Annotated in this window: 19 protein-coding genes; 3 read left to right on the top strand and 16 right to left on the bottom strand. The window is 42.9% G+C overall.

What is annotated here, in order from left to right; all coding sequences use genetic code 11:
* Positions 1-2: 2 nt before the first annotated feature.
* The 12 genes from GPM24_RS02035 to GPM24_RS02090 all read right to left on the bottom strand — a co-directional run bounded on the left by GPM24_RS02035 (position 3) and on the right by GPM24_RS02090 (position 13,339).
* Positions 3-872, bottom strand: a complete 870-nt coding sequence (locus tag GPM24_RS02035) for a cell division protein FtsQ/DivIB (protein WP_158825070.1) — start codon at positions 870-872, stop codon at positions 3-5.
* The gene (gene murC, locus GPM24_RS02040) at positions 862-2,232 is read right to left on the bottom strand and encodes a UDP-N-acetylmuramate--L-alanine ligase (RefSeq protein ID WP_158825071.1); all 1,371 of its coding nucleotides are present in this window, start codon (positions 2,230-2,232) and stop codon (positions 862-864) included. The genes GPM24_RS02035 and murC overlap by 11 nt, the downstream gene beginning before the upstream one ends.
* A gap of 29 nt (positions 2,233-2,261) precedes the next feature.
* The gene (murG, locus tag GPM24_RS02045; protein ID WP_158825072.1) at positions 2,262-3,419 is read right to left on the bottom strand and encodes an undecaprenyldiphospho-muramoylpentapeptide beta-N-acetylglucosaminyltransferase; all 1,158 of its coding nucleotides are present in this window, start codon (positions 3,417-3,419) and stop codon (positions 2,262-2,264) included.
* A 51-nt stretch (positions 3,420-3,470) separates the two neighbouring features.
* Entirely contained in the window at positions 3,471-4,649 is a 1,179-nt protein-coding gene (locus tag GPM24_RS02050; RefSeq protein ID WP_158825073.1) for an FtsW/RodA/SpoVE family cell cycle protein, read from the bottom strand.
* A 66-nt stretch (positions 4,650-4,715) separates the two neighbouring features.
* A complete protein-coding gene (gene murD, locus GPM24_RS02055) occupies positions 4,716-6,107 on the bottom strand; it encodes a UDP-N-acetylmuramoyl-L-alanine--D-glutamate ligase (protein ID WP_158825074.1) in 1,392 nt (463 codons plus the stop codon).
* 19 nt (positions 6,108-6,126) lie between these two features.
* Positions 6,127-7,368, bottom strand: a complete 1,242-nt coding sequence (gene mraY / locus GPM24_RS02060; protein ID WP_158825075.1) for a phospho-N-acetylmuramoyl-pentapeptide-transferase — start codon at positions 7,366-7,368, stop codon at positions 6,127-6,129.
* Between the two features lie 25 nt (positions 7,369-7,393).
* Positions 7,394-8,857 carry a UDP-N-acetylmuramoyl-L-alanyl-D-glutamate--2,6-diaminopimelate ligase gene (locus GPM24_RS02065; RefSeq protein WP_158825076.1) on the bottom strand — a complete coding sequence of 488 codons (1,464 nt, stop codon included), beginning with the start codon at positions 8,855-8,857 and terminating at the stop codon, positions 7,394-7,396.
* Complete coding sequence (locus GPM24_RS02070; protein ID WP_158825077.1) at positions 8,854-10,947, bottom strand: PASTA domain-containing penicillin-binding protein; 2,094 nt, start codon at positions 10,945-10,947, stop codon at positions 8,854-8,856. Before GPM24_RS02070 ends, GPM24_RS02065 begins: the two co-directional genes overlap by 4 nt.
* Positions 10,944-11,351 carry an FtsL-like putative cell division protein gene (locus GPM24_RS02075; RefSeq protein ID WP_158825078.1) on the bottom strand — a complete coding sequence of 136 codons (408 nt, stop codon included), beginning with the start codon at positions 11,349-11,351 and terminating at the stop codon, positions 10,944-10,946. The genes GPM24_RS02070 and GPM24_RS02075 overlap by 4 nt, the downstream gene beginning before the upstream one ends.
* On the bottom strand, positions 11,348-12,253 hold the full coding sequence (gene rsmH, locus GPM24_RS02080; protein ID WP_158825079.1) for a 16S rRNA (cytosine(1402)-N(4))-methyltransferase RsmH: 906 nt from the start codon (positions 12,251-12,253) through the stop codon (positions 11,348-11,350). The genes GPM24_RS02075 and rsmH overlap by 4 nt, the downstream gene beginning before the upstream one ends.
* A complete protein-coding gene (mraZ, locus tag GPM24_RS02085; RefSeq protein ID WP_158825080.1) occupies positions 12,243-12,707 on the bottom strand; it encodes a division/cell wall cluster transcriptional repressor MraZ in 465 nt (154 codons plus the stop codon). The genes rsmH and mraZ overlap by 11 nt, the downstream gene beginning before the upstream one ends.
* A gap of 251 nt (positions 12,708-12,958) precedes the next feature.
* On the bottom strand, positions 12,959-13,339 hold the full coding sequence (locus GPM24_RS02090; protein ID WP_158825081.1) for a hypothetical protein: 381 nt from the start codon (positions 13,337-13,339) through the stop codon (positions 12,959-12,961).
* Positions 13,340-13,480: 141 nt separating this feature from the next.
* Here GPM24_RS02090 and purU point away from each other — a divergent pair, with 141 nt between their 5' ends.
* From purU to GPM24_RS02105, 3 genes are all read left to right on the top strand, one after another.
* Positions 13,481-14,308, top strand: a complete 828-nt coding sequence (gene purU, locus GPM24_RS02095; RefSeq protein WP_158825082.1) for a formyltetrahydrofolate deformylase — start codon at positions 13,481-13,483, stop codon at positions 14,306-14,308.
* Positions 14,309-14,388: 80 nt separating this feature from the next.
* Positions 14,389-15,039 (top strand): YceH family protein, encoded by a 651-nt coding sequence (locus GPM24_RS02100; RefSeq protein WP_158825083.1) that lies wholly within the window; start codon positions 14,389-14,391, stop codon positions 15,037-15,039.
* A 34-nt stretch (positions 15,040-15,073) separates the two neighbouring features.
* Positions 15,074-15,634, top strand: a complete 561-nt coding sequence (locus GPM24_RS02105) for a DUF4256 domain-containing protein (protein ID WP_158825084.1) — start codon at positions 15,074-15,076, stop codon at positions 15,632-15,634.
* Positions 15,635-15,640: 6 nt separating this feature from the next.
* Here GPM24_RS02105 and GPM24_RS02110 read toward each other — a convergent pair whose 3' ends face one another.
* The 4 genes from GPM24_RS02110 to GPM24_RS02125 all read right to left on the bottom strand — a co-directional run bounded on the left by GPM24_RS02110 (position 15,641) and on the right by GPM24_RS02125 (position 18,756).
* The gene (locus tag GPM24_RS02110; RefSeq protein WP_158825085.1) at positions 15,641-16,084 is read right to left on the bottom strand and encodes a VOC family protein; all 444 of its coding nucleotides are present in this window, start codon (positions 16,082-16,084) and stop codon (positions 15,641-15,643) included.
* 113 nt (positions 16,085-16,197) lie between these two features.
* Entirely contained in the window at positions 16,198-16,602 is a 405-nt protein-coding gene (locus tag GPM24_RS02115; protein ID WP_158825086.1) for a hypothetical protein, read from the bottom strand.
* 7 nt (positions 16,603-16,609) lie between these two features.
* Positions 16,610-16,894 carry a DUF7710 domain-containing protein gene (locus GPM24_RS02120; protein ID WP_158825087.1) on the bottom strand — a complete coding sequence of 95 codons (285 nt, stop codon included), beginning with the start codon at positions 16,892-16,894 and terminating at the stop codon, positions 16,610-16,612.
* Positions 16,894-18,756, bottom strand: a complete 1,863-nt coding sequence (locus GPM24_RS02125) for a CocE/NonD family hydrolase (protein ID WP_158825088.1) — start codon at positions 18,754-18,756, stop codon at positions 16,894-16,896. The genes GPM24_RS02120 and GPM24_RS02125 overlap by 1 nt, the downstream gene beginning before the upstream one ends.
* Positions 18,757-18,762 lie beyond the last annotated feature (6 nt).

The following is an 18,762-nucleotide window of genomic DNA, read 5'->3' on the forward strand; positions in this document are numbered from 1 at the left end:
AATCAATTTTTTTGGGATGTGTTTTCCGTTAGGTTGCTGTTGGTTGAATCCTGTTTTGTTACATTAATATGCTTACCAGCGCTATCGGCTTTAAAGTTTTCACTTTTAATGCCAATTACCTGGTTTGCGTATTTAATGTTGATAATTTTATACTTGTCCCACCCGGTTTGCGGAATGGCTTGCTTGTAAAATATTTTAAGGTTATGAAACTTTGTATCCAGCGAATCGGCATTGCCCAGTAATATCTTGTGACTGCCAACCCGTGGAACCAGCTCCATTTCATGATCCTGATTTACATATATCTGTGCTATCTGTGCATTCCATAAGGTATCCTTACGAATAAAATCGGCAGTTTTGTACAGTCCTTTCGCTAATGCAGAATGTAAGCTATCCACCCTGTTGGCAAACAACTCATCAATATTACCATTGGCTACCAGCACCGGAGCAGTAAAATTGCTGGACAGCGGAATTTTTAAACCGTGCTGATCAATATAAAAATCTTGATCGAAACGATTTAAGATGCGCATGATGGGTTGCCGTTGGCTAATTTCCACACGGATAATGCCGTCCATATCGGCATAAACGGTAGCCGACTCAATAAATGGATTTGCTTTCAGTTTGTTTTCCAGATCATGAATATTAATAGTATTCATTTGGCGGCCTACCAGCTGATGATTGTTTACGCCTAAAATGTTATCTACCTCATCGCGGTCTATAAACGATTGCGTGCCTGGAATGTAAACGTTTACCGCTTTACACACCTCTGCTGCTTTTTTGCTGTCGATGAAACTCATCAGCACAATTAACCCACTTAAGCTGGCTACCCAGCTAAATGCAATTCCAATGCGTTTCCACGGTATCTTACTCCACATGTCCCAAAGCACTTTTTAAGGGTTCAATAATTTGATCAATATCACCCGCTCCTACTGTTAACAGCAGCTCAGGTTTTTCTTTGTGTACACGGTCTATCACATCCTGCATGCTACCGCACAAATGTTTGTTTTTTAACTGCATGCGGGATAAAATCATATTTGAATTTACACCTTCAATGGGCAGTTCGCGGGCAGGGTAAATATCCAGCATCAACAACTCATCTGTTAAATCAAGTGCCTCGGCAAAACCATCGGCAAAATCGCGCGTGCGGGAAAACAGGTGCGGCTGAAATATTGTAGTAAGCTTACGATCAGGATATAACTTTTTAACTGATGACAAGCAGGCTCTCAACTCTTCGGGGTGATGAGCATAATCATCTATGTAAATATGCCGCGAGTTTTTCACGATGTACTCAAAACGGCGCTTTACGCCTGTAAATGAAGCCAGCGCATTTTTAATATGGTGCGGCATCAAGCCCATGTACAATGCTACCTGAATAGCAGCCACAGCATTTTCCACATTATGTGTTCCGGGAATGCCTAATTTGATATTGCCGATCACCATATCGCGGTTCAGAAAATCAAAATAGAAATCGCCGTTCCTGATATTAATATTCTCTGCTACAGCGTCAGCCGGCTCGCCTTTAATGCTATATGATGTGCAGTGATCACCTGTTATAGGCAACCCCTTTTTCACTACAATTTTGCCATCTTCTTTTACCTGAGAAGCAAACAACTGGAACGATTCCGTTAACTGCTCAGGACTGCCATAGATATCCAGATGATCGGCATCCATTGAGGTAATAACGGCGATATCCGGATATAAGGTCAAGAATGAACGGTCATATTCGTCAGCTTCTACCACCACGATATTAGATTTACCATACAACACATTGCTTTGGTAATTTACCGTAATACCACCCAAAAATGCCGAGCAATCTTTACCCGCCTCTTTTAAGATATGGGCAATAAGGCTTGAGGTAGTGGTTTTACCATGTGTACCGGCAACCGCAACTGTAAACATGCCTTTGCTGATGATACCTAAAACCTGCGAACGTTTGTATAGTTCAAAACCCCTGTCTTGAAAAGATTTTAAGATGCTCAAGTCTTTTGGAACAGCAGGTGTATAAATCACCAGCGTTTTTTCGTCGGGTGTATTAAATGCTGCCGGGATGAAACTTGTGTTATCCGAAAAAATAACTGATATGCCTTCTGCAGATAAAGCGTCTGTAAGATGCGTTGGCGTTTTGTCGTAACCGCAAACCATGCAACCAATATGATGGAAATAGCGGGCCAGGCCACTCATGCCTATACCACCAATGCCAATCAAATAAACGTTGCGTATGTTTTGCAATTCCATGTTATCAGTTTCTCGTAATAAGGTGTTTCTTATTTTTTAGTATTTATTATATCTATCACCTGCTGCGCTATTACCTCATCAGCATTTGGCAAAGCCAGCTTACTGATGTTAGCACTCAATTGCGCTTGCTCAGCTTCGTTATTTAACAACGCCAATGCCTGAGGCACCAGTTGCACTTCGGCTTCTAAATCACTTACCAATACCGCCGCCTGGTGTTCAACCAATGCCAACGCATTTTTTGTTTGATGATCTTCGGCCACGTTAGGCGATGGCACCAGCAACACCGGCTTACCTACTATGCATAGCTCGGCTATGGTACCGGCACCGGCGCGTGATATAATTACGTCGGCAGCGGCATAAGCTAAATCCATCCGGTTTACAAACTCCATAATGCGGATGTTTGGATGATAGTTTTCGCCCAGCTTTTCGATGATGCCTTTATAATACACCTTTCCGGTTTGCCATATCAGCTGCACATCAGCGGCTATAATTTTATCCAGGTTAGCCAGTATGCTGTTGTTCAGTGTACGTGCCCCCAAGCTACCACCGGTTACCAATATGGTTTTCTTTCCGGATGACAGTTTATATTCCTGAAAAGCAGCCTCGCGTTTGCCGGCCGTATTTACGGATTCGCGCCGTACAGGGTTACCTGTTTTGATGATTTTTGCAGCAGGAAAAAATTTGTCCATGCCATCAAAAGCCACACATATTTTTTTTGCGTTTTTGCTAAGCCATTTATTGGTAACGCCAGCATATGAATTTTGCTCCTGTATCAGCGTAGGCACTCCTTTTTGCGAAGCCGCATACAGTAACGGGCCAGAAGCATAACCACCTACGCCAACAGCTGCGTCAGGTTTAAATTCTTTAATGATACTGCCTGCCTTGATAATACTACCTATTAGCTTAAACGGTAGCATCAGGTTTTTAAGGATAGATTTGCGTTGAATACCCTGAATATCTAAACCTATAATTTTGTAACCTGCCGCCGGAACTTTTTCCATCTCCATACGCCCATTGGCGCCAACAAACAAAATCTCCGTATCCGGACGCAGCTTTTTCAGCGCATTGGCAATAGACACAGCCGGAAATATATGCCCGCCTGTACCACCACCACTAATGATGATACGCAGCGCACGCCCCTGAGTGGCTTGTTTGCTGTTTGCCGTATTTCCCTGTCCGTTTTGCATATATTATAATATTCAGTTTAAACAAAAGTGCCCCATTTAAGGGGTTAGGCGTTAAGCCTCTACTATTTGTCCAACTACAACCTTGCGGCTTTCTTTTACTTCTATTTTTTTATTTTCCTCATTTTCATCAATGTGGCGGCTTACCGACAAGATGATACCGAAGGCTACACTGGTAAACAGTATTGATGTACCACCCATACTTACCAAAGGCAGCGGCACACCGGTTACTGGCCCCAACCCTACTGCAACTGCCATATTAGCAAACGCCTGTATGGTTAAGCTAAAACTTAATCCAGCCGCCAACAATGCACCAAATGCTTTTGGCGCTTTAGTTACAATTTTAATACACCTGTATAACAAAAACAGGTATATCATAATAATAGCAACCCCACCAAACATGCCATACTCTTCAACAATAGTGGCATACACAAAGTCGGAATATGGGTGAGGTAGGTAGTTACGCTCGGTACTGTTACCCGGCCCTTTACCAGCTATACCGCCGGTAGCTATCGCAATTTTAGCATGATCTGACTGAAACGACTTATCCGGGTCAGCTTTATCATGATGCAAAAACGAATTGATACGTGAATAGTATGTTTTACGACGCGGGCCCAATAATATTACACCTGTCAAAAGTACCGCCCCTGCCAAACACACCACAGCAATTTGCTTAACACTGATACGACCAATAATCAACAACAAAATGCTTACACCAAAAAGCATTAACGCGGTTGATAAGTTGGCCAGTGCAATCAAAATAAAAACAATACATACCGAGCCCATAATAGGTACAAATGATTGCTTTACATCCTTGATATTTTCCTGTTTGCGCGATAATGTCCGCGCCAGATAGGTAATCAGGGCCAGCTTTGCCAAATCCGAAGTTTGGAACGTTAAGCCGGTGCCAGGGATGGCCACCCAACGGCTTGCACCGTTTACGTGGCTACCAAAAACCAATGTATAAAGCAGTAACGGTATAGTAATAACCATCAACAATTTAGAAATACCTGCATAATACCGGTAATCCAGTTTATGGGAGATATACATCAGCGCTATACCACCAATCATCATAAACATATGCTTCATGAGTATCGACTCTGCTCCAACCCCACGTTTATAAGCTAACGTTCCGGTTGAACTGTATACAGCCAGCAGCGATATCACCGAAAGCAATATCACAATAAGCCATATCCAGCGGTCGCCCTTGGTTCTGCTTAAAATCCTATCCATCTTTTACCCAATTAGTATATGTTACGAATCAGCTAATATTAATTCTGTTGTATGTTCAAAAAGTGCTTACAGCTCCATTACCGCTTTTTTAAACTGCTCGCCACGGTCTTCGTAGCTTTTGAACAGGTCAAAGCTGGCGCAGGCTGGCGATAACAATACAGTATCACCTTTTTTAGCCAGTTGATAAGCCGCTTGTACAGCATCTTTTGCCGAAGCGGTATCTACAATAGTTTTCACATCTTCAGCAAATGCCTGATGAATGCGACCATTGTTAGTACCCATACATACGATGGCTTTTACTTTCTTTTGCACTAAGTCGCGCAGTTCATTGTAATCGTTACCTTTATCAACGCCGCCTAAAATTAAAACCACGTCGCCAGGCATGCTTTCCAAGGCGTACCAGGTTGAGTTCACGTTGGTTGCTTTTGAATCGTTGATGAAATTGATACCCGAAATTTGCGCTACGTGCTCCAGGCGATGTTCAACATTTTTAAAATCGCCCATACTCTCCCGGATAGACTGATTTCTCAATTCCAGTACTTTCGACACAATTCCGGACGCCATTGAATTGTAGATGTTGTGCTTACCCTGCAGGGCCAATTTGTTGATGGTCATTTGAAGATGGTTTTTTGGTGTAGTAATATTTATCTCTTCTCCGTTAAGGTATGCCCCTAACGCTAATTCTTCTTTTATAGAAAATGGCAATTGCTGCGCAGCAAACGTGCGGCCCGCCATATATTTTACGGTTTCGGCATCATCGACACAGTAAATGAAATAATCATCTGCTTTCTGATTTTGCGTGATGCGGAATTTAGACGCCACATAGTTGTCCATCTGGTAATCGTATCGATCCAGATGATCGGGCGTGATGTTCAACAACACGGCAATGTTTACCCTGAATTTATACATGTCATCCAGCATAAAGCTGCTCAGCTCCAGCACGTAGTACTCAAATTTTTCCGTAGCTACCTGATAGGCGAAGCTTTTACCAATGTTACCAGCCAGGCCTACGTTCAAACCTGCATTTTTCAGGATGTGGTAAGTTAAACTGGTGGTAGTAGTTTTACCATTTGAACCGGTAATACCAATAATTTTTGCGTTGGTATAGCGGCCGGCAAATTCTATTTCAGATACTACTGAAATACCCTTTTCGCGCAATGCTTGTATAACTGGCGCCTTTTCGGGTATACCCGGACTTTTAATTACTTCGGCTGCATTAAAGATTTCTTCTTCAGTGTGCTGCTTTTCTTCGAAGCGGATATTCCAACCTTGCAGTTGTTGTTTGTATTTATCAGCAATAGCACCAAAATCTGAAACAAAAACATCATAACCCTGCTGTTGAGCGAGGTATGCAGCGCCTACGCCGCTTTCGCCAGCGCCCAGCACTACAAGCCTTGCCCCTGCTCCTTTTAAAGAGAAGGAATTAGCCTGGTTAGATATGTTGTTTGTTTTGCTCATTTAGTTTTTTGTTCTTTTACTATCTCAACTTCAAAGTGATCATGGTAATAATGGCCAGCATGATACCGATAATCCAAAACCGGGTTACAATTTTGGCTTCATGAAAACCTTTCTTTTGATAATGGTGATGTAAAGGCGCCATCAGAAAAACACGACGACCTTCGCCAAACCGCTTTTTGGTAAACTTAAAATATCCTACCTGCAACAATACCGATGCATTTTCAATCAGGAACACGCCGCATAGTATAGGCAACATTAATTCTTTGCGAATCACTATTGCAAATACGGCTATGATACCGCCGATAGCCAGACTACCTGTATCGCCCATAAATACTTGTGCCGGAAATGAATTATACCACAAAAAGCCTACACAAGCCCCCACAAAAGCACCGGCAAAAATCACCAGCTCTCCCGAATTGGGGATGTACATAATATTCAGGTAATCGGATATCAAAACGTTACCCGATACGTAGGCCAGAATAGCCAATGTAACACCAATAATAGCTGAAGTACCAGTAGCCAGACCATCAATACCGTCGGTAATGTTAGCGCCGTTTGAAATGAAGGTGATAATGAATATCACAAATAGCAAAAACACCAGCAGTGCATAGTGTTCATAACCCGGACCAATGAATTTTAACACCTTAGCGTAATCAAACTCGTTGTTTTTGTAAAACGGTACAGTAGTTTTGGTTGATTTAATATCCTGCGTATAAATCGGTGTATTGTTCTTCATATGAAAGTTTACCGGTGCATCATATTTAACCGGCAGCTTTACTTCCTGACGCATTACAATATCTGAATGAAAATACATGGTCCAGCCTACAATCAGCGACAAGCCCACCTGACCAACAATTTTAAAGCGGCCAGCTAAACCCTCTTTATTCTTCTTGAATACCTTTATGTAATCATCTAGAAAGCCGATAGCGCCCAACCATACTGTAGTTACCAGCATCAGGATAATATAAATGTTATCCAGCTTGGCAAACAGCAGGGTTGGTATAAGGATACCCAGCAAAATAATGATACCGCCCATAGTTGGCGTACCAGCTTTTTGCATCTGGCCTTCCAAACCCAGGTTACGTACGGTTTCACCCACCTGTTTGTAGCGCAGATAGTCGATCAATCGGCGGCCCCAAACGGTGGTTACAATAAGCGATACAATTACCGCCATAGCCATACGGAACGTAATGTACTGAAACACCCCTGCACCAGGGATATTGTAGTTACGGTCCAAATAGCTAAACAGGTAATATAGCATGTGTTTTTATCTTAAATTTTAATTTTTAATTAGCCAGTTCTTTAAAGTTGTTCAACAACTCTTCTTTATCGTCAAAGTGATTTTTCACGCCTTTAATTTCCTGAAACTTTTCGTGACCTTTGCCCGCCAGCACAATGATATCGCCGGGCTGTGCTAAGTGTACAGCTGTTTTGATAGCTTCGTGTCGGTCGGTAATACTGATGGTTTTGCGTTTGGATGACGGGTCTACGCCGGCTTCCATATCTCTAATAATCTGTGCAGGATCTTCTGACCGCGGATTATCCGAAGTGAGAATCACTTTGTCGCTCCAGTCGCAGGCAACTTTGGCCATTACCGGGCGTTTGGTTTTGTCACGATCACCACCACAGCCAATAACTGTAATTACCTGTTCGGTACCTTTGCGGATATCATGAACGGTGCTCAATACATTTTGCACAGCATCAGGCGTATGGGCATAGTCTACAATACCAATTACTTTGTTAGGTGCGATTACATAATCAAAGCGACCTTCGGCACCCGATAAGGTACTTAGACTAGTCAGCACTTTGCTTTTATCCTGACCCAACAACATAGCCGTTGCATATACAGCCAACAGGTTGTAAGCGTTAAAGCTGCCCACCATCTTAAACCACACTTCTTCGCCATCTACATTTAGCAGCAAGCCGCCAAACTGGTTTTCCAAAATCTTTACCTTAAAGTCGGCCATATTTTTTAGGCCGTAGGTCTTTTTGGTGGCTTTAGTGTTTTGCAGCATTACGTTGCCGTTTCTGTCATCAACGTTGGTTAATGCAAAGGCACCTTTCGGCAATGCATCAAAAAAGCCCTTTTTAGCTTTCAGGTATGCATCAAAAGTTTTATGATAATCTAAGTGATCGTGTGTTAGGTTTGAGAAAATGCCGCCGGCAAAGGTTAAACCATCTATACGGTGCTGCGCCACAGCATGCGAGCTTACTTCCATAAAGCAATAATCGCAGCCTTTGGCTACCATTTCGTCTAACAAAGCATTCAGCGCAACCGGATCGGGCGTGGTATGGGTTGACGGAATAACCTGACCGTTGATCTGATTTTCAACGGTTGAAAGCAATCCGCATTTGTAACCCAAGTCGCGAAACAATTGATATAATAACGTAGCCGTAGTAGTTTTACCGTTAGTTCCGGTAACGCCCACCAGCTTTAATTTTTGCGAAGGATTATCAAAAAAGTTAGCGGCAACTAAACCCAGTGCAGCAGCCGAATCAGCTACCATTAAAAAGTCGGCCTCGTTTATAGTATGACCGGGCAGGTCTTCACAAATAACTGCGATAGCGCCATCAGCAACAGCCTGCTCAATGTAGTCGTGCCCGTCAACAGCGGTACCACGTACAGCCACAAACAACGAACCCGGTAAAACCTTGCGCGAGTCAAAAACCACTGCTGTGATTTCCACATCAGCGCTGCCTTGCAGTTCGGTAAAGGCCAGGCCTTCTATGATGTCGCTTAAATACTTCATTCTAGTTCAATTATTATTCTTGACCCTTTAGGGATAATGCTACCACCGGTTACCGACTGCTTGGTTACTACTCCAGCGCCGCGTACCGTGGTTTTAAATCCGGCATTGCCTAGCACATATAATGCGTCGCTTAAACCCATACCGGTTACCGAAGGCACCGTGCCAGGCTTAAACTTCATTTCTTGTGATGGAATACCGTTGCTGGTATCTACGTTACGAGCGGTGTTTGAAGCATAAAGCGGCTTTACACCCAGCTTTGTGTACACTTGCTGCAACGCTTTAAAGTTGCCGGTTTTAATTTTTGGCAGTTGTGTATTACCTACGTAATGCGTAGGCTGGTCTTGATGAATTTCCAGATCGCTGGCGTACACCCGGTCGGCAATTTCGCGAAATACCGGGCCGGCTACAGTTGCGCCATAATACCCGTTCTTAGGGTCATTGATCACCACAATTAGAGAATACTTTGGCTTATTAGCAGGGAAATACCCGCAAAATGAAGCTTGATACTGTAACTTGGCGCGGTAACCACGATTAGCATCAGCCACTTGGGCCGTACCGGTTTTACCTGCTACTTTATACAGCGGATTGTAAATAATGCTTTTACCTGTACCTTCATCTACAACCCCTTCCAACATGCCTTTCATTTTACTCAGAGTTACATCCGAGCAAATTTTTTCGTTTACCACACGGGTCTGAAAACGTTCAACGGTGTTACCTAAACGCCTGATTTCGCGCACAAAAATTGGTGTTACATACTTACCGTTGTTGGCGATAGCATTGTAAAACGTTAGCATTTTAAGCGGTGTAAGCTGCATTTCATAACCATAGGCCATTTGTGGCAGGGTCATATTTTTGTTCCAGCTGGTGTTTTTCGGATTTTTAACGACCGGCTGCGCCTCACCGGGAATTTGTAAACCCATTTTCTCGTTCAAGTGCCAATCATATAAATGGTCGGTAAATTTGGCCTGATCATCATGATAAGCTTTGTTTACCAGGTAAGCTACAGCGGCGTTTGATGACTCTTCAAACGCCTTTTTAACGCTGACAACACCAATGCTGCCATGCGAATCTTTTATGGTATGGCCCGGAATTTTGTAAGTACCAGTACCCACACGGGTGCTGGTATCCACCATTTTATCTTCCAACAAGGCCATATATGAAGCTACTTTAAAAGTAGAACCCGGATCTTGGTTACCGGCGATAGCATAGTTAAACTTTTCCTTATATACACCCGGTTCTACTTTAGTAAAGTTGGCTACAGCACGTACTTCGCCGGTAGCAACTTCCATTAAGATGACCGTACCATGATCGGCATTGCTTTTAATAAGTTGCTTTTCCAATGCGCTTTGTGCTACATCCTGAAAATTAACATCGATAGTTGATATAATATCAGCACCATCTTTAGGTGCAATTTCATCATCCTGATTCACCGGCATCCACACGCCACCTGCTATACGCTGCATCAGGCGCTTGCCGGTTTCGCCGTTGATGTAATCGGCATAAGCACCTTCCAAGCCTACCGGATTTTTAACGTTTTCATTTTTATAACCTATGGTACGCATAGCCAGCGTACGGAAAGGCAGGATGCGTTTGTTTTTCTGAATAACAATTAACCCACCCTTGTATTTACCCAGATTAAAAATCGGGAACTTGCGAATTTTTTTCAGATCCTGATAAGAAACCTTGCGGCGCACTAATTGATACCTTGAACTGTCACGACGCGCCTCGCGTAGAATAGCAGAATACTCACGGGCAGATTTATCACCAAAAAACTGAGACAGTTTCATAGCGAGGGAATCAACCTTGTCATAAAACACCTTATCGTCTTCGATGCCGCCAGCCAGCATATCCATGTGCAACTCATACTCGGGCACAGATGTAGCCAGCAAGCTGCCATCAACCGAAAAAATGTTGCCGCGGGCTGCATCTACGTTTACATAACGGGTAGACAAGCTATCGGCCATGGCTTTCCATTTTTTACCTTGCACAAACTGCAGCTGGCACATTTTAAAAAACACAGCAAATGCAAGCACCACTATGAAGCCAAAGGCCAGGTACACGCGCAGTAATATATTGGTTCTGATATTCATGGCTTTACCTCCTCGTCTATCAGTTTTTGCGGTGGTTCAACAGCCTCGCTGATGCCTAAAGTATCGGCACGTTTAGCCACTTCGGTTAAGGTACTTTTGTAAGCTAAATCGGCTTTGGTGCTTTTGTAATCCCAGCTCAACTCCTTTACTTCTTTGTTCAGTTTATCAATGCTGCGGATGTTGTTTTCGGCCAGGTGACGGTTACCGATATACACCATACCTAAAAAAGCCAGGTAAAATAAAAATGGCAAAGCCTTGGTTACCGAATCGGTAGACACAATACTATTGCTCAGAAGGCTGCTTAGTGAGAAACTCTCCGGGTTTTCGTCAACCGAAGGTTCTTTCACTACAACCTCTCTTTCCAATTCCTCTTCCTGAATTTCTGTACGTAAACGGTTACTCATCTTTTTACAGCTATTCTTAGTTTAGCACTCCGGGCCCTATTATTTTCTTTTATTTCATCTTCAGTTGCTGTAATCGCACCGCGACTAACCGCTTCTAAAGGTTTTTGATCATTTCCGTAAAAATCTTTCTCCACATCTCCGCTAAATTTTCCTTTGGCGATAAAGTTTTTTACCAACCTATCTTCCAACGAATGGTAAGACATCACCACCAACCTGCCGCCTGGTGCCAGCACATCGGCGGCTTGTGTTAAAAACTCTTTCAAAGCCTCCAGTTCCTGATTTACCTCGATACGCAACGCCTGAAAAACCTGCGCCAGGTATTTATTTTCTTTTCCACGGGGTATTAAGCCCTGAATGATATTTTTCAAATCGGCTATGGTATTGATCGGGCCGTTTAAGCGGGCCGTAGCAATAGTTTTAGCCAGCGACTTGGCATTTTGAATTTCACCGTAAACGCCAAAAATGCGATGCAAATCTGCCTCGGCGTAATTGTTTACTACCTCTTTGGCAGTAAGTTCCGACGACTGATTCATACGCATATCCAGCTCGGCATCAAAGCGGATAGAAAAACCACGATCGGCCTGATCGAACTGGTAAGACGACACGCCCAAATCTGCCAGTATACCATCTACCGGAACGGCATCATGCAAACGGCAGAAGTTTTTGAGATAGCGGAAATTTTGATCCACAAACTCAAAGCGTTCATCTTCAATCAAATTCTGTTGTGCATCCGCATCCTGGTCAAAAGCAATCAGCCGACCGCCTTCATCCAAATGTTTCAATATCGCGCGCGAGTGACCGCCGCCACCAAAGGTTACATCCACATAAGTACCGTTGGGCTTAATAGCCAATGCCTCGATACACTCTTGCAGCATTACCGGGTTATGATAATTACTCACCATCCCTCCTTCCTAAACCACCCATTACCTCTTCGGCAAGGTTGGCAAAGTTTTCGGGTACGCTGTCCATTTGCTCATCGTACGCTTTCTGATCCCACACCTCTATTTTATTAAACTGACAAGCCAGTACTACATCTGATGATATTCCGGCATATTCCAACAAAGCTTTGGGCAAATTCACCCGGTTAGAGGCGTCCAGCGTTAGCTCGGTAGCACCACGGGTAAAATAGCGGATAAACTCGCGGGTTCTTTTTTCGTACTGGTTAAGCTTACTCAGGTCGTCAACAATCTTGTCCCACTCTTTTCGGGTGTATATAACTAGATGACGCTCAAAGCCACGGTTGATCACAAGGCCCTCACGCTCAGCTTCGGGAAGCTGCTTCTTGAGGCCCGCCGGGATCATCATCCGCCCTTTGGCATCCAGTTTACACTCAAATTCACCTAAAAAGTGAGACATATTTACAACTAGGGTAAAATTCAAATGTAAAAGTAACACAGAATTTCCACTTTCCTCCACTTTTCTCCACCAAAAAGTTATTAACATGAATGTTAAAAACTTTTTTTCCCACCAAACAAAAACAGCCTGGCTGGCACCAGGCTGTTTTCAAATTAAATTATATTTTCAGGTTCTAAATATATAGTTAAATCGGTTAATTTATTTTTAAAACATTAACATTATAAGATAGATTAATTTGAACGATCATGACGTTATTCGAAAAAAACCACCTGCTCCGGACCAGAAATTTTATTTATATGGCAGGCACATTTGCCACCCGAAATTTCAAAATTAGCAGTAAGTGATTGATTTGTAGCAGGATTAACAGCCGTTACCTGTATATCATTGCCTAAACCAGATAATTGTTCAATGCTACTGTCATTTATAACAGTATAATATCCGGGTTTCTTAACGGCATCAATAGCTCCTGCTCCACTAACCGCCCTACCGGTAGTCAAGTTAACAGCACGATAATTTTGAACAACAACTGGCTGCCCCTGCTTATCCACAAACTTTACTACCACCGACTGAAACTCTAGAGTACACACCTGTGTAGCACAAGGCTTTCTTGAGCCTGATTTATTGCAGGCCATACTGCACAATACACTTATAATTAGGAATAGCTTTTTAAACATGTAAGGATATATTTTTAGCCTTTACGCATAAGTTTAATACACTGCTACACTATTCATAGGGTAAAAGCTTTTATAAATTATATTTATCTTACCCAACATATGATCATTATAATACAATGCCGAGATGAGGTGGGACTAGTAGCCGGCGTTTCGGGTGTGCTGGCAAAACATTCACTCAACATTGTTTCAATGGATGAATATGTAGATAAAGCCGAAAACCGCTTTTTTATACGCTTAGAAGTTGAAGAGATAGCTGATAATGAAGCCTTAAGACAGGAGTTAAAACAGATATTACCTGATAATGCCCATATTCAGATTGATCCGCAGCCACAAAAGCGAATTGTAGTATTGGTGACCAAAGAATATCATTGCCTGGCAGATATTTTAGTGCGCAATTATTTTGGCACTTTAGGTGCACAGGTACAATGCGTAATTGGCAACCATGATACTTTACGGGATATTTGCCTGCGTTTTGACATTCCTTTTATTTTGATATCACATAATGATTACAGCAAAGCTGAATTTGAGGAACGTGTTGCAGAGAGTGTAGCCACTTACCAACCCGATTATGTGGTACTCGCTAAATTTATGCGGATACTCTCGCCCGAGTTTGTGGCGCGGTATCCGATGCAGCTGATTAATATTCACCATTCTTTTTTGCCGGCTTTTGTGGGTGCCAGTCCCTATCGGCAGGCCTATGAACGGGGCGTGAAGCTGATTGGCGCTACCGCTCACTTTGTTACGAATGATTTAGACGAAGGGCCCATCATCGCGCAGCAGATTATTCCGGTAAATCATACGTATACTGCTGCTGACATGGTTAAGGCCGGCCGTGAAATTGAAACTTCGGTGTTGGCCAAAGCCCTGAACCTGGTTTTTAACGACCGGGTATTTGTATACAAGAATAAAACGGTAGTATTTGAATAAATTCAACACGTTACAATCAACCACTCAAGAAATGCGCGCAGTGCATTTTGTACGGATGAATAATTATTTTAGCCAACTATATGGAAAGCTTACCTAAACTTACTAACGAAGAAATACGCGTACTAGGCGCATTAATGGAGAAAAGCCGCACTACCCCCGAATATTATCCGTTAACTCTTAACGCATTGGTAACAGCCTGTAACCAAAAATCGGCACGCAAACCTGTGGTTAATTATGATGATGACACCGTAGTACGCACGCTTGACACATTGAAAAAGAAAGGGCTGATATCAACAGCCACCGGCGGATCCAGCCGGGCTACCAAATACAAGCATAATTTTGCCATTGCGTTTCCAGTTATTCCATCCGAAGTAGCTATTATATGTTTATTACTGTTGCGCGGACCACAAACACCGGGCGAGATCAATACCAACTCGGGCAGGTTATACGAGTTTGAATCATTGGATGATGTACAGCAGGCATTGGAAAAGCTGAGTAGCGGCGACATACCTTACCTTACGCTGTTGCCCCGCCGCACCGGACAGAAAGAAGCCCGGTATATGCACCTGCTGGGCGAAACACTGGACATATCAGAGGATGACGAGCCGGAAACTACTTTACCTTCGGGCTCATCAGTTACTGCTTTGGAAGCCAGGGTTGCACATTTGGAAGAAGAACTGACCAACCTGCGCGAAGAATTTAACAAACTGATGAAAGAGTTGATGGGATAAGCTGTATTTAGATTAAAACATAAACACTGTCACAATGAATACTAAAACATCATCGCCGTTGGAGCGGAAAGATTTATTAGCCATACTAAAAGCCCGCTTTGAAAAAAATATGAACCGCCATCCAAACTTGAAATGGACGGAAGTACAAACCAAACTGGAAGCTCATCCCGAAAAACTTCGGTCGCTTGCTGAAATGGAGAATACCGGCGGCGAACCTGATGTTGTGGACATTGATACTGTAGCAGGTAAATACGTTTTTTATGACTGCTCGGCAGAAAGCCCCAAAGGACGCAGAAGTATTTGCTATGACCACAAAGCTCTGGAAGCAAGAAAGGAAAATAAGCCCGCCGACAGTGCCATGAATATGGCCGCTGCTATGGGCATTGAACTCTTAACAGTTGAGCAATATGCGACGCTTCAACTGTTAGGCAAATTCGATTTAAAAACATCCAGCTGGGTGAAAACTCCTGATACTATTAGAAACCTTGGCGGTGCTCTTTTTTGTGACAGGCGTTACGATAATGTATTTACCTATCACAATGGGGCTGAGTCATATTATGCAGCCAGGGGCTTTCGTGGAATGCTGACAGTTTAATACTTGCTACCGCTTTTGCTGCAATTCAATTAAGTATTCGTCCGGGTCGGCGAAGTAAATTTGTACCACGCCATCAAAGCGCACCTGCTTGTGGTATTTAATTTTTTGGTTAATCAGCCAAGCCTCTGCTTTTTTAATATCATCTACAAACATGGCGAAATGACTGCCGTTACGGTCATCGGCTACAGTAAAATTACGACCATTAAGCAAATGTATTTGCTGACCATTGCCGGCATCAAACCAAGCACGGGTATTTTTCAGGCTATCTGGTACGGGAATAAGCTTTAGGCCAACCACATTTTGATAAAAGCTGCGGCTTGTGGGAATATCTTTTACCTGTAAAGCTACATGGTTGAGTTTAATGTAACCTAGGCCGGTCTGCGAGCTTTGCGCTTTCAATACAGCAGCACAGCATGCCAATGCGCATAAGAGAATAATGCTTTTTTTCATGGAAGATAATAATGGTTGGCTAAATATACAATTTAAACAACCATTAATATTTTACAAAACTTCGAAAGACAAAAATAGCACTTTGTAAATTAGCGCTACGTTAACTTAGCTGCTCACTCTTGTGCATGCACATTCAACTGTAGCCACCAATACGCCACTAATGTAATTACAATACTTATTATGTAAGGAATAATGAAGAGCATTGAAAGATCTTCATTAAAATATACTTGTGCTACTTCCCCTATGCTTAGCCTTTTTAATACAACAATCAACAATACAAAATGTACTAAAATAAAAGTTACAGCATATTGTAATAAAATTTGCCAAGCTTGATTGAAACTTAAGTTAAACTTATTAAAAATCCAGTTTATCACATACAACAGTACAGCCAAAGTGAGTATCCAGATTATAGACAGTAAGTTAAATGATAGCCCACTAGCTTCCAGTTCACCTGCTGTTATAGCGATGATAACAAAGTTGAGCATAACAAAAAGCTGATGATAAAGACCGTTTTTCACATTAGGCTCATTCAATATTACCATCTACAAAATGATAGTGCTCTTGACTTGCACTACTAAAAGCTTGTATAAATTGTGCAGATTGATATTTAATACTTTTCACCTCAAACAATTCCTTTTGAATCGCCCAATCATACACACCTTCATCTAATGGATATTCAGTTAGTACTCCACTTAGTTTGTGCTTTGATATCCAATGCCGGGCTTTTTCAAGCGACGTAAATACGCCGCTTGAAAATCTTGCGCCTGCACCATGAAATATCCAAACAGCTTCTTGTTGTTTTGCTGTCATTACATTACCCTCACCTTCAAAAAGCTTGGATGCACCTTAGAGGTATACACTCGATGGGTAGCCTTTTTAAAATCAGTATCTTTAGCTTTCATAATATCCTGAAACTGCTGGGTATTGCGATCAATAAGCGGGAACCAGGTGCTTTGTACCTGCACCATAATGCGGTGACCTTTTTTGAAGGTGTGCAGCACATCCTGCAATTCAAAGTTTACGGGCGATACCTGTCCGGGTACAAAGGCGGTAGGTCTATCAAAACCGGTGCGGAATTTACCACGCATGGCCTCGCTGCGTACCATTTGTTGGTAGCCCGCCATTTGCGTGCCTTTGGTGGTCCACTTGTTATTTTGGGCAGTGTCGGGGTAAACATCAATTACTTTTACCACCCAATCAGCATCGGTACCGGTGGTGGATACTTTAAGGTTAGCCCAGATGTTACCGGCCAGGGTTACATCGTCAGTCAGCACATCGGTTTGGTAGGACAGCACATCGGGGCGCTGGACTACAAAACGTTGATCGGCCGTCATATAATCGCGGTCCATATCCATGCTTTTGCGGTTTACAAAAGGTACAGGGTTGGCCGGGTCGGACACATACTCGTTATAAGTTTCCTTTGCCTCGGTCGGTGCAGTGAAAGATAGTTTTCCACCAGGCAAAAAGTATAGATTCTTTTCTTCTGTTTCTTTAGGCGGCCAAGTGTTGTAAGTTTTCCACTGGTTAACGCCGGTTTCAAAAGTAGATACTTTGGGCATATCCAGCGGCGTACCTTTCAGGTAGTGACTAAAAAAGGCAAACTCAATTTTTTCACGGTAAAACGGACCAGTCGGGCCGCCAAAATCCACATCACCCAAATGATCACCGGCACCACGCGCCCAGCCACCATGCACCCAAGGGCCCATAGCAAAGTATACAGGTGTATTCGGATTTTTTTGGGTAAGTACTTTATAGGTATTAATAGCGCCATATAAATCCTCTGCATCATACCACCCGCCGGTTACCAGGGTAGCCGTTTTAATATCGTGCAGATGGGTAAGCACATTGCGATCTTTCCAGTGCTGATCGTAATTTGGGTGATCCAGCATTTCGTTCCACAGACGGATGGTATCTTTATAATATTTATCGTTGCTGTTTTTCATGGAACCCATTTTCAGGAAAAAGTCATAACCATCTTCCGTTCCCGGATCAAATTCCTTTCCCCTGCGTTGGGTAGGCTTATCATCCTGTCGATTGGTAAAACCCGGATAAAAGCCAAAGTTGGCCACCAACATAAAAGCGCCGTTATGAAATGCATCATCCCGATACAAATCGGCAATAGGCGCTTGCGGCGACGCAGCCACCAGTGCGGGATGACGGCTTAGCAAGGCTGTGGTGGTGTAAAAACCAGGATAGGAAATGCCCCAAACCCCTACTTTACCATTGTTGTTCGGAATGTTTTTAAGCAGCCAGTCGATAGTATCGTAAGTATCGGTGCCTTCATCTACATCTTTGTTCGATTTATGATTTTCCAGCTCGGGCGTCATTTCCTCATAAATACCTTCGCTCATCCAGCGACCGCGCACATCCTGATACACGAAAATATAACCATCGTGCGAAAATTGTGGCGACGGGCCTAAGGACGTCTTATACTTATCTGCTCCGTACGGTGCTACGCTGTAACAGGTACGATCCATCATAAAAGGATATTTTTTAGTTTGATCTTTAGGCACATACACTGAGGTAAACAATTTCTTACCATCGCGCATGGGTACCTGGTATTCGTACTTGGTATAGTTTTCTTTAACGTAAGCAGCGTCGGGACTATTGCCGGGCTGGGCAAATGCCTGCAGGGTAAACAGGCAGATGATGAAGAAAGTAAGTTTTTTCATTTTATA

Source organism: Mucilaginibacter lacusdianchii (assembly GCF_009770985.1).
Taxonomy (GTDB): domain Bacteria; phylum Bacteroidota; class Bacteroidia; order Sphingobacteriales; family Sphingobacteriaceae; genus Mucilaginibacter; species Mucilaginibacter lacusdianchii.